Origin of the sequence: Phenylobacterium sp. (genome assembly GCF_031412415.1) — a bacterium.
Lineage (GTDB): Bacteria > Pseudomonadota > Alphaproteobacteria > Caulobacterales > Caulobacteraceae > Phenylobacterium.
In genome coordinates, this window is sequence record NZ_JANOCX010000195.1 from 1 (window position 1) to 9862 (window position 9862).

At 68.4% G+C, this 9862-nt stretch carries 14 protein-coding genes; 3 read left to right on the top strand and 11 right to left on the bottom strand.

Annotation, left to right across the window (positions count from 1 at the left end; translation table 11 throughout):
• Positions 1-426 (top strand): N-acetylneuraminate synthase family protein (locus RMO04_RS09345; RefSeq protein WP_309644510.1); only part of this gene is annotated, 426 nt, incomplete at its 5' end.
• On the opposite strand, the gene RMO04_RS09350 is transcribed toward RMO04_RS09345, so the two are convergent.
• The 7 genes from RMO04_RS09350 to greA all read right to left on the bottom strand — a co-directional run bounded on the left by RMO04_RS09350 (position 423) and on the right by greA (position 6147).
• Entirely contained in the window at positions 423-1127 is a 705-nt protein-coding gene (locus RMO04_RS09350; RefSeq protein ID WP_309644511.1) for a WbqC family protein, read from the bottom strand. The two genes, RMO04_RS09345 and RMO04_RS09350, sit on opposite strands and share 4 nt — an antisense overlap.
• 2 nt (positions 1128-1129) lie before the next feature.
• Positions 1130-2395: an NAD(P)-binding protein gene (locus RMO04_RS09355; protein ID WP_309644512.1), complete on the bottom strand. Its 1266-nt coding sequence runs from the start codon at positions 2393-2395 to the stop codon at positions 1130-1132.
• On the bottom strand, positions 2392-3036 hold the full coding sequence (locus tag RMO04_RS09360) for a class I SAM-dependent methyltransferase (RefSeq protein WP_309644513.1): 645 nt from the start codon (positions 3034-3036) through the stop codon (positions 2392-2394). The genes RMO04_RS09355 and RMO04_RS09360 overlap by 4 nt, the downstream gene beginning before the upstream one ends.
• A gap of 73 nt (positions 3037-3109) precedes the next feature.
• Positions 3110-4165, bottom strand: coding sequence for a UDP-2,4-diacetamido-2,4,6-trideoxy-beta-L-altropyranose hydrolase (gene pseG / locus RMO04_RS09365; RefSeq protein ID WP_309644514.1), 1056 nt, complete (start codon positions 4163-4165; stop codon positions 3110-3112).
• Positions 4166-4210: 45 nt separating this feature from the next.
• On the bottom strand, positions 4211-4645 hold the full coding sequence (locus RMO04_RS09370) for a GNAT family N-acetyltransferase (protein ID WP_309644515.1): 435 nt from the start codon (positions 4643-4645) through the stop codon (positions 4211-4213).
• Positions 4642-5637, bottom strand: a complete 996-nt coding sequence (locus tag RMO04_RS09375; RefSeq protein ID WP_309644516.1) for a mitochondrial fission ELM1 family protein — start codon at positions 5635-5637, stop codon at positions 4642-4644. The genes RMO04_RS09370 and RMO04_RS09375 overlap by 4 nt, the downstream gene beginning before the upstream one ends.
• A gap of 36 nt (positions 5638-5673) precedes the next feature.
• On the bottom strand, positions 5674-6147 hold the full coding sequence (greA, locus tag RMO04_RS09380; protein ID WP_309644517.1) for a transcription elongation factor GreA: 474 nt from the start codon (positions 6145-6147) through the stop codon (positions 5674-5676).
• A gap of 197 nt (positions 6148-6344) precedes the next feature.
• Between greA and RMO04_RS09385 the strand changes: the two genes are divergently transcribed.
• Positions 6345-6971 carry a glutathione S-transferase family protein gene (locus RMO04_RS09385; protein WP_309644518.1) on the top strand — a complete coding sequence of 209 codons (627 nt, stop codon included), beginning with the start codon at positions 6345-6347 and terminating at the stop codon, positions 6969-6971.
• On the opposite strand, the gene RMO04_RS09390 is transcribed toward RMO04_RS09385, so the two are convergent.
• Together RMO04_RS09390 and RMO04_RS09395 are read right to left on the bottom strand one after the other, a co-directional pair.
• The gene (locus RMO04_RS09390) at positions 6968-7468 is read right to left on the bottom strand and encodes an ATP-binding protein (RefSeq protein WP_309644519.1); all 501 of its coding nucleotides are present in this window, start codon (positions 7466-7468) and stop codon (positions 6968-6970) included. The genes RMO04_RS09385 and RMO04_RS09390 overlap by 4 nt on opposite strands.
• Positions 7469-7478: 10 nt before the next feature.
• A complete protein-coding gene (locus tag RMO04_RS09395; RefSeq protein ID WP_309644520.1) occupies positions 7479-8279 on the bottom strand; it encodes a glucose 1-dehydrogenase in 801 nt (266 codons plus the stop codon).
• A gap of 126 nt (positions 8280-8405) precedes the next feature.
• Between RMO04_RS09395 and RMO04_RS09400 the strand changes: the two genes are divergently transcribed.
• A complete protein-coding gene (locus RMO04_RS09400; RefSeq protein WP_309644521.1) occupies positions 8406-8924 on the top strand; it encodes a GNAT family N-acetyltransferase in 519 nt (172 codons plus the stop codon).
• A gap of 24 nt (positions 8925-8948) precedes the next feature.
• Here RMO04_RS09400 and RMO04_RS09405 read toward each other — a convergent pair whose 3' ends face one another.
• Positions 8949-9113 carry a hypothetical protein gene (locus RMO04_RS09405; protein ID WP_309644522.1) on the bottom strand — a complete coding sequence of 55 codons (165 nt, stop codon included), beginning with the start codon at positions 9111-9113 and terminating at the stop codon, positions 8949-8951.
• Between the two features lie 220 nt (positions 9114-9333).
• Positions 9334-9862: tetratricopeptide repeat protein (locus RMO04_RS09410; protein WP_309644523.1), on the bottom strand; the 529-nt coding region annotated here is incomplete at its 5' end.

Below are 9862 nucleotides of genomic sequence, written 5' to 3' on the forward strand. Positions count from 1 at the left end.
GAGAGCCCGATCGGACTGTCGGACCACACGCCCGGCACAGCCGCCTCGGTGGCCGCGGTCGCCATGGGCGCCTGCGTGATCGAGAAGCACTTCACCCTGGCCCGCGCCGACGGCGGCCCGGACGCCGCCTTCAGCCTGGAGCCCGACGAGTTCACCGCCCTGGTGCGCGACTGCAAGGACGCCTGGAAGTCCCTGGGCCGGGCGCACTACGACACCCTAGGCTCGGAACGAGGATCTCTGCTGTTCCGCCGCTCGCTCTATGTCACCGCCGACGTGAAGGCGGGCGAGACGCTCAGCCGCGCCAATGTCCGCTCGATCCGCCCCGGCAACGGCCTCGCGCCGGCCCACCTAGACGAGGTGCTGGGCAAGACCGCGAAGCGCGACATCGCCCGCGGCGAGCCGATGGCCTGGGACATGGTCCGCTAGGACCGCGCCGCCATCTCATCGATCAGGGCGCGCAACCCGGTCCAGCCGAGGTTCATCAGGGCGTCCACGAACGCCATGTAGGGCGTGAACGGCTCGCGGCCTTGCGGATAGGCGACCTCGACGAAGCCCTGGAAAGCCACGGGGAAGCCCGCGGCGGCGAACACGCCGTCGTCCTCCATGTAGTCGTGGGAGCCCATCGGCGAGAGATATCCCGTCGCGCCCACGGCCCGGCAGATCGCCAACAGGTGCTCGGAGCGATGGCCGGGGCAGCCAAGGTCGCTGGCGTTCACGAATTCGGTGGTCAGGCTGAGCTTTCGCGCGGCGCCCTCGACGATGGCGCGGTTGAGATCGGCGAGCTTGCCGGTCGTCGCCAGGGCCGTTTCCAGGAAGACCATGCCCTCGGCGAAGGCCGGACGCTTGGCGTAGGCGTGGCGGATCGAGGCCAGGTGCTTGTCGCGCCAGGGCTCGGCGTCCGAGATCTCGATGGCGCAGATGGGCGTGTCGCGGTCGTGCTTCTGGACCGGGACGGTCAGCATCACCTCGCCGCCCGGGCCCAGGATACGATTGCGCGATTGCCAGGAGCGGCGGGCGAACTGGACGTCGTCGAGGAAGACGAAGACGTCGCTGGCCGCGATCAGGTGGAAATAGCCGAGATAGGGCAGGAAGGTCGGCTGCATGATCGCCGCGACGCGGGGCGACATGTTCAGGCGGCCGAGACGGCGGCGGGGCTTTCGGCGGCGTCCAGCGCGGCGGCCAGGCCCGCATTCACCTGCGCGAACTTTTCGGCCTTGGCGTAGGGCTCCCAGGCGCCGGGGACGAAGGCGTCGCCCATCGTGCGGGCGAAGCCGGCGCGCAGGCCGGCCAGTTTCTTCATGGCGTCGACCGACTGGTAGATCCAGCGCGGGCCGACATTGGCGGCCACCTGTTCGCCAAGGCTCAGGGACGCGCCGCCGAAGCCCGACATCAGGCGGTGGATTTCCCGGCGCAGTTCGGCGTCGCAGGCCTCCTTCACGCACTCGGCCAGCAGGACGGCGTGACCGCGGCTCTCGTACAGATAGATTCGGAAGATCGCGCCCTGGGCCGTGAAGTTCTGGACGTAGAAGGGCAGGGGACCGCCGTAGCGGACCTTGAAGGCGTAGGTGGCGAAGCTCTTCTTGATGAGCTTGGGCGCCTCCAGGCCCAGCGGCTTGAACAGCGGCATGGGGTTGGCCGCCCAGACCAGGGCCTCGCCCGGCGCGCGCGCGGCCAAGGCTTGGCGGGGCGAGACCATCGAGGTGTCGTGGATGCGGACGCCCAGGCGTTCCAGTTCGCGGCGGCACTGAGCGAAGAGACTGCCAAACCCGCCGCGCGGCAGGGCGGCGGTGGCGTTGGCCAAGCGGCCCCAGAGCTGGCGCGGGATGGCGTAGAGCTCGTCGTGCAGGGGATCGGCGCGCTTGCGTGCGGCGATCTGGGCGATGTCCGGTCCGACCGGGAACACCCGGTTGATGGCGAGCGGGATGGCCGCGCTCTCGTGGACCTCGTCCAGCCAGGTCCCCAGGTGCCATTGGCAATAGCGGGTCAGGCTCTGGGCCATCTCAGTGGGATAGGCCCGCAGCCGGTCGGTCAGGCTTTCGCCGGCCAGAGGCGTCAGGGTCAGGTCGCGGGCCACCAGGGCTGGGCCGCCGAAGTCGTGGGTGATGGTCAACTCGTCGCCGGGGGCGGGGCTGACCGAGCCGAACCGGTTCTCGAAGTCCTCGAAGGCGATCCCGTGGGATTCCAGCAGACCGCGCATCGGATCGCCGGGCGGGCCGAAATAGATGCAGCCCTCGCGTAGCTCCAGGCCATGGGCCTGGCGGGCGCGGGCGACGCCGCCCAGTTCGTCGAAACGCTCATGCAGGTCGATCTCGCGGCAGCCCAGGGCATGGGCCTGGAAGGCGGCGAGGACGCCCGTCAGGCCGCCGCCGACGATGCGGACCCGGCGCGGGCTCACGAGGCCACGCCCCAGACCACCAGGTCGCTGTTGCCCGGCACTCGCCGGCCCGCCTGGACGTTGTCGAAGCGGACGGCCAGTTCTTCGCGCTCGGCGAGGCCAAGTGTGGTGGTCAGCAGCTCGACCAGGCCAGCCTGGGTGTAGAACAGGTTGAACAGGCCTGCCTCGCCGGTCTCCGGCGTGGCCAGGCGAAATCCGTCGGGCTCGATCATCTCACCTCGGCCATAGCGGTAGTCGTCGACAAGGCGGGTGCGGACGAAGACTTCGCAGCCCGGTGCGAGGTGGGCCTTCAGGCCGGCGAGCACAGCTTTCGCCTGCGCCAGCGTCAGGTAGCAGAGGAGGTTGGGGATGATCAGGGCGTCGAACTTGCCGTCCAAGGCTGGGAGGCCGTTCGAGAGGTCGGCCTGTATGAAGGTCGATGCGTCGCCCAGGTTCCAGCGCGCGTCGTCCAGGGCCGACTGGTCGTAATCGACCCCCGTCAGGTCCCAATCGTACTGCGCGTAGAGCGCAAGATTGTTGCCTGTGCCGCTGCCCAGCTCCAGCACCCGGCCGCTCCTGTTGGACAAGCCGCGCTTGAAGAAGTGACGCACAACGAACTCGTCGGGGAACTTCAGGCCGCGGATGTCGCGAAGCGTGCGCATGAAACCCTGGCGCGCCCACGGCGCGCTCTCCCAACCGATGGCCCAGGGTGGTGCGGCGGTCGCCAATATTCCGTTAAGGATGGTTGGCCTGAGGCGAGGCGTCGCGGGCGGCGATGATCTTCAGGAAGGCGTCGGCCGTTCGGTCGGCCCCGAGGCCGTCGCAAACCTCGGCGCTGGCGGCGCTGAGGCGCGCGCGGGTGGCGGCGTCCGACATGAGCCGCACGATGGCCCGGTCCAGCACCGCCTCGAAGTCGGCGTCCTGGGCGTCGACCACCAGGGCGGCGTCGCGGGCAGCCAGCGCCCGGGCTGCGGGGCGCTGATTGTCGGCGAGGATCAGCAGGGCGGAGGGCAGGCCCAAAACGCATCGTTCCCAAGTGGTGGAGCCCGCCGCCCCAATGGCCACGTCGGCGTTGGCGGTGAGGGCGGCCATGTCCTGGGTGTCGACGTGCAGGGTGATGCGTGGATCGTGGGCGGCAACCTTGCGCAGCCCCGGCAGGCTGCCCGCGCCGGCGCCCAGTACGATGTCGAGCGCCACCTGGCCGTTGCGCTGGCGCAGATGATCGACGACGCGGGAGGTGATCTTGCCCAGATCGGTCAGACCCAGGGCCACCAGCACACGTTGGACAGGGCCGCCGCGCCGAGCGAGCGCCGCCTCGCGCAGATCGGCGAACTCAGGACGAACCGGGGCGTAGTCGGGTCCCAGCAGCAGCCGGGCGTCACCCGCGAAGAATGCGTAGTCGGCCGCGACCCGCGCGGGGCCGGCGTCCAACACAAGGTCGGCGGCCAGCGGCCGGTCGGCCAGGTCATCGATCACCAGGGTCGGGCGGCCGTGGGAGACAGCCTCGTGCTCTGCGCGCTCCAGACCGTAGTGGTCGAACACCACGGCGTCGAAGGCGACGCCGGTGGCGGCGTCGGCCAGGTGCTCGGCGTCGATGGAGGTGGCGTCCTCCCGGGACATGTCAGGGCCAAAGGCGTCCAGGACGGCGCTGACCTGCGGCGTCGCCAGGAAGACGCAGGCCGCGCCCTTGGCGCTCAGCGCCTTGGCGAGGGTCAAGGAGCGCATCACGTGACCGCCCCCGACATCAGGGCCGGCGTTCGCGACGAACAGGATGCGCGGCTGGAGAATCATCTCGCAGCCATGGGAGGCCTAAACCTTCGCCATGGAAAGGCGACGTTACAGCGCGGGCAGGCGGGCGAAGAAGAGCTCTGGGTCGCCGGGGTCCACATTGTCGACCTGACCGCTCAGGACGTAGCCGCGCGCCACCAGCAGGGCTCGCATGCGGGCGTTGGAAACGTTCGTCGAGACGAACAGCTTTTGGCCTGCATGCGCACCCTCGAACGCCGCCATGAGAGCGCTGGCGACGCCTCGACGCCGCGCGTGCTCGGCCGTGACGATCAGGTCGACGAACGGAAACGACAGGAACTCGCCGACGACGATGAAGCCAGCGGGCTCGCCGTCCATCAGGGCCAGGCGAGCCACGCGATCCTTCTCGCCGGCGAAGGCGCGGAGGATCCAGTCTCGGCGCTGGGGGGCGCGGCCCGCCACCGCGTCCATGGCGATCGCGGCGGGCGCGTCGGATGGGCCGGCGATCCGGACCATCACGCTCATGGCTTGGCGCTCCAATCATCGTAGCGCGCGATAACTTCGGCGGCGGCGCGGTCGGTCTCGGCCAGGGGTTCGTACATCCAGTTGTGGAAGCCGTCGCCCATGGGGCGTGCGGCGCCCAGGCGTTCAAGGTCCTCATGGAAGCGGCGCAGCTTCACGCTGGTCCCGTCCATCTTGAGGATGAACACCGGCTTGCCGGTGGAGGCCGCATCGGTGGCGAGGTTCGTAGAGTCCTCGGTGACCAGGATGTAGTCGGCGGCGGCCAGGTAAGCGAAGTACGGGTTTTCGCCACTTCCGTCCCAGATGACGCCGGGGAGGTGCTTCAGCCGTGACGCCAGGATCGCTTGCGCCTGGGGCGGGGTGCGCCGGGTGAAGGTGACCATCACCGAGCCGCCCTCTTGAACCACCGGCGCCTCAATCTCGCGGGCCATGGCGGCGGCGCGATTGGGCGACAGGTCGTGGGCTTTGGACTTGCCGCCGATCACCACGGCGACACGGGGCCGGGGCAGGGGGCCCAGCAGGCTCTTGAACCGCTCGAGGTCGGCGTCGAGGCGGTCGGCGTTCACCCGGCCGGGGGAGCCGATGATCGGGAAGACGTTGGCCCCGGCCAGGCGGTCATGCTTGGGCGGGATGACCAGGTCGAACTTCGAAGGCGGCAGGCGGGGGTCCTGGACCTGGACCACATAGGTCTTGCCGCCGGACCAGGCCTTGATGCGGAGCGACAGCGGCAGGGTCGCGCGGCCGGCGGCGATCCAGATGTCGGGCCACGGCGGCCCGATCTCGCTCTGCGGCGTGAGAAAGCGTTGTGGAAGCAGGTTCAGCCACCAGGGCAGGCGTCCGATCCGGCCCTTCCAACCGACTCGCTTGACCACAACCTTCGTCGGCCGGCGCGCGGCCACGGCGGCGGCGAGCCCCGCGACCTGGGCCTCGATGCCGGCGCGGCCGTCGGAGACGGCCCAGACGATCAGCGGACGCTGGTCAGGGGGTGACGCCAAGTCGCTAGCCCTTCGTCAAAGGGCCAAGGCCGGGTGTCAGACCCAGTCGACCTTGGTGATCCCATAGGCCTTGCCGCCGCCGGGCGTGTGCACCTCAACGACGTCGCCGGTTTCCTTGCCGATCATGGCGCGGGCCAGCGGGGACAGGATGGAGATCTTGCCCTTCTTCACGTCGGCTTCGTGTTCGCCGACGATCTGATAGCGGGCCTTCTCCTCGGTGTCCTCGTCGACCACGGAGACCGTGGCGCCGAACTTCACCTGGCTGCCCGAAAGCTTGGAGACATCGATCACCTGAGCGCGCGCCATCTTGTCTTCGATGTCGGCGATCTGGCCTTCGATCCAGCCTTGGCGTTCCTTGGCCGCGTGATACTCGGCGTTTTCGGAAAGGTCGCCGTGCGCGCGCGCTTCCGAGATCGCAGCGATCACGGCCGGCCGCTCAGCGGTCTTCAAACGCTTCAACTCGTCGTCGAGAGCTTTCCAGCCCTCGGCGGTCATCGGGACTTTTTCCATGGTAGACGGGGACTCGGGTTTGCGCTTGAGAGGTTCGATGCCGGCCGCGGGCGCGGGCGTCCGGGGGGGTAGAGGATAGAAGCTTGCTTGCGATAACTCAAGGGGTGCAATGCAGCATGCCCATCGAGGCCTGATTGGTTCGTCTGGCGCCTAGCGTGCCGCGAACCTAGATAAGCGGCAAGTCGGAAAGGCCAAGCATGACGCCAAAGCGCGGAATCACCCTCTACCACTCGCCCGCCAGCCGCGCGTTCACGGCCTATTGGCTGCTGGAGGAGCTTGGCGTCGCCTTCAAAGTCCAGACCGTGGACATCCGCAAGGGCGATCAGAAGAAGCCGGAATACTTGAAGCTCAATCCGTCCGGCAAGGTCCCCACGGTCACCGACGGCAAGGTGGTGGTGAGCGAGAACCCGGCGATCTGCATCTACCTTGCGGACCGCTACGGCTATGGCGGCCTGGCGCCCCGGATCGAGGACGGCGACCGCGGCGCCTATCTCAAGTGGATGGTCTATTCGACCGCGGTGCTGGACCCGCTGATCAGCCTGCATCCCAAGCATATCGACCTGCCGGGGACCGAGACCGGCTTCGGCGGCTTCGACGACATGCTGGGCGTGATCGAGGGGGCGTTGAGCGGCCGCAAGTACCTGCTGGGAAGCAAGTTCTCCGCCGCCGATGTCATGTTGGGCTCGACGCTGTCGGCGGCCTTGTTCCGCAAGGACCTGCCGGAGCCGGCCCTGATGGATTACAACGCCCGCCTGGCGCGACGCCCGGCCTTCCAGCGGGCGGCCGACGCCACTTGGCCGGCCTGGCTGTTCGCGGGGACCTAAGCGCTCTCCGACACGATGCAGCCGGCCAGTTCCTCGGCCTCGGGCGCCTCGTAGACCCCTTCGATGAACTCGAACATCTCCGGATTCACCTCGATGGCGAAGGTCTCGCCGCGCTGCTGGTTGCGCGCCGCGACGCGAGCCTTGCGCACCGCCTGGGGGGCGGTGACGAAGTGGAACTGAACGGGCAGGTCCACGGCCGCGCCGATCTCGGCGACCCGCGCGCGGTCGGCCTTGCGCATGAGGCCCAGGTCGAGAACCACCGAGGTCCCGGTCGCCATGGTCGCCGCGGCCGTGGACCAGATCTGCGCCTCGCAGCGCTCGACCCGCTCCATCATCCACTCGAACTCGAGGGCCTCGGGCATGTCGGCGGCGAACAGGCGGGCCATCCAGTCGTCGATGGCGAAGTGGACGGCCGGCTCGCGCCGGGCCAGTTCCTTGGCGTAGGTGGACTTCCCGGCGCCCGAGGGGCCGAAGACGACGTGAAGGATGGCAGGCATGGAGCCGCCTCTACTTCACCGTCAGGCCGCCGTCGATGACCATCTCCGCGCCGGTCACATAGCGGCTCTCGTCGGAGGCCAGCCACAGGACACCGTTGGCGATGTCCTCGGGATAGCCCTTCACGCCCATAGGGACTGCGTCGGCGGTGAGCGCGTCCAGCACCGCGGGGCGGGCCGGGCGGGCGTTGTCGCCGGGATCGCCGGTGCCGATGATGGAGTCCCAGATCGGTGTCTCGATGATGCCGGGATGCATCGAATTGACCCGGATGCCGTCCTTTTCATTGGCGCATTCCATCGCCACCGACTTGGTCATGAGGCGCACGGCGCCCTTGGTGCCGCAGTAGCCCGACATGCGGGGCGAGCCCTTGAGGCCGGCGATCGACGACATGTTGATGATGCTGCCGCCCGCCTTGCCCTCGCGCATCAGGGGGATGGAGTGCTTCAAGCCCAGGAACACCCCGTCCACATTGATCGCGAACTGGCGCTGGAAATCGGCCAGCGGCATCTCCAGAACCGAGGCCGAAAGCCCAATCCCGGCGTTGTTGACCAGGATGTCGAGGCGGCCTTGGCTCGCCTTGACGGCGGCGATGACGTCGATCCAGGCCTGTTCCTGGGTGACATCGTGATGCAGGTACTCGGCCTTGCCGCCGGCGGCGCGGATCGCGGCCACGACCTCGGCGCCCTTGGCGTCCTGCAGGTCGGTGACAACGACGGTCGCGCCTTCCTGGGCGAGCCGTTCGGCGCAGGCGCGCCCAATGCCGCTCGCCCCGCCGGTGATGAGCGCCACTTTGCCTTCGACCCGTCCGGCCATGCCATCCTCCCCGATGGTGATCGTTGGTTAGTTGGTTCCATGCCTAGCCTAGCTCTTCGTTCGGAGCCAGCCTGACGCCGCGTCGAGCAGATTCGGGCCGCCAGGCCGTGTTGAGGGAGCGCGTTCATGAGCATCACCATCCGGGCCTGTCGCCCGGGCGATGAGGCCGCACTGGCCCTGGTGGGGCAGGCGACGTTCCTGGAGACCTATGCGGGGGTCCTGCCATCCTCCGACATCGTCAGCCACTGCAGGACCGAGCATGGCGAGGCGCTGTACGCGGCCTGGCTGACCAAGCCCGGCTACAACCTCTGGGCGGCCGAGATGGGCGAGGGCGGGGCCGCGGTGGGCTATGCGGCCCTGACCCCGCCTGACCTGCCGGTCCCCACCGGCGAGAACGATGTCGAGCTCAAGCGCATCTACCTGCTCAACCGGTTCCATGGGACAGGGCTGGGCGCCAAGCTGATGACCACGGCCATGGAGGCCGCGGCCCAGGCCGGTTTCACCCGGATGCTGCTGGGCGTGTTCGGCGGAAATTCGCGTGCGATCGCCTTCTACGCCCGCCAGGGCTATGTCGAGGCGGGCGTGCGGAAGTTCCGCGTGGGCGCGAACGAGTACGACGACCTGGTGCTGGCTAGGGCGCTCTGACCCGGTCGCCGACCCGCAGGACGCTTACCAGGTCACCTTGCCGTTGGCGGTCAGAAGACCCACGAGCATGGCCGCCCCAAGGATGATGATCATCCCCACAACGATCAGGTCTGTGTAGCCTTCGAAGCGCTCGAGCAGGTGTCTGTTCTTGCGGTGATGGACTTCACCGTCGTGGGGTCCGGATTGCATGGCGTTTCCTTCGCATTCTGTTCTGAGAGGACAAGTCCTCCGCCAGACTGCGACAGGCGCCCAAATGGGCCTTCCGGCAGGTCATCAGGGGCCGCCGGAGCTCGCCCACTACGCGCCTGCGCAAGCAAGGCGACGCGCAAAAGGTGCGCCCCGAAAGAACCTTGGTCAATCAGACTCTTAAGCTAGGCTATTCACGACCGCGTGCGCGCAGAGCGACGGGTCAATCCCGATCCGACGTCGGCGAGCGCGTGGCGGCGTCAAGCTCTTGCATGTCGCTCTCGGCGGCGATGTAGCCGAAGGCGAAGCGGCTGCGGCCCTGGAGGATCTGCTCGAACACCGCCCGCGCCTGGTCCATCTCGCCGTTGTAGAGATACCAGTTCCCCACGCCGTAGCCCTGGGTGGCGTAGATGGTTTCGACGTCGTGGATGACCTGGGAGCCCTTCTCCGGGTTCAATAGGTCCTCGGGTTCAAGCTCGCCACGGTACATCCGTAGGCGGCGATAGTAGGATGGTCCCTCGACGAACGCCTCATCGGGCAGGTCATACGGGATCGCCGCCAGCACCGCCTGCGCGCCCGCTGCGTCGCCCTTGCGCCGCAGGGTCATGTAGAGCCAGTCATGGCAGGCGGTGAGGCCGTCATAGTCGTCGGGCCGCACCCACGCGATGCAGCGCCGGTAGGCCGCTTCGGCCTTGTCCCACGCGCCCTGAAGGTAGTGAGCAAGGGCCAGGTGATACCAGGTGTTGAACTGG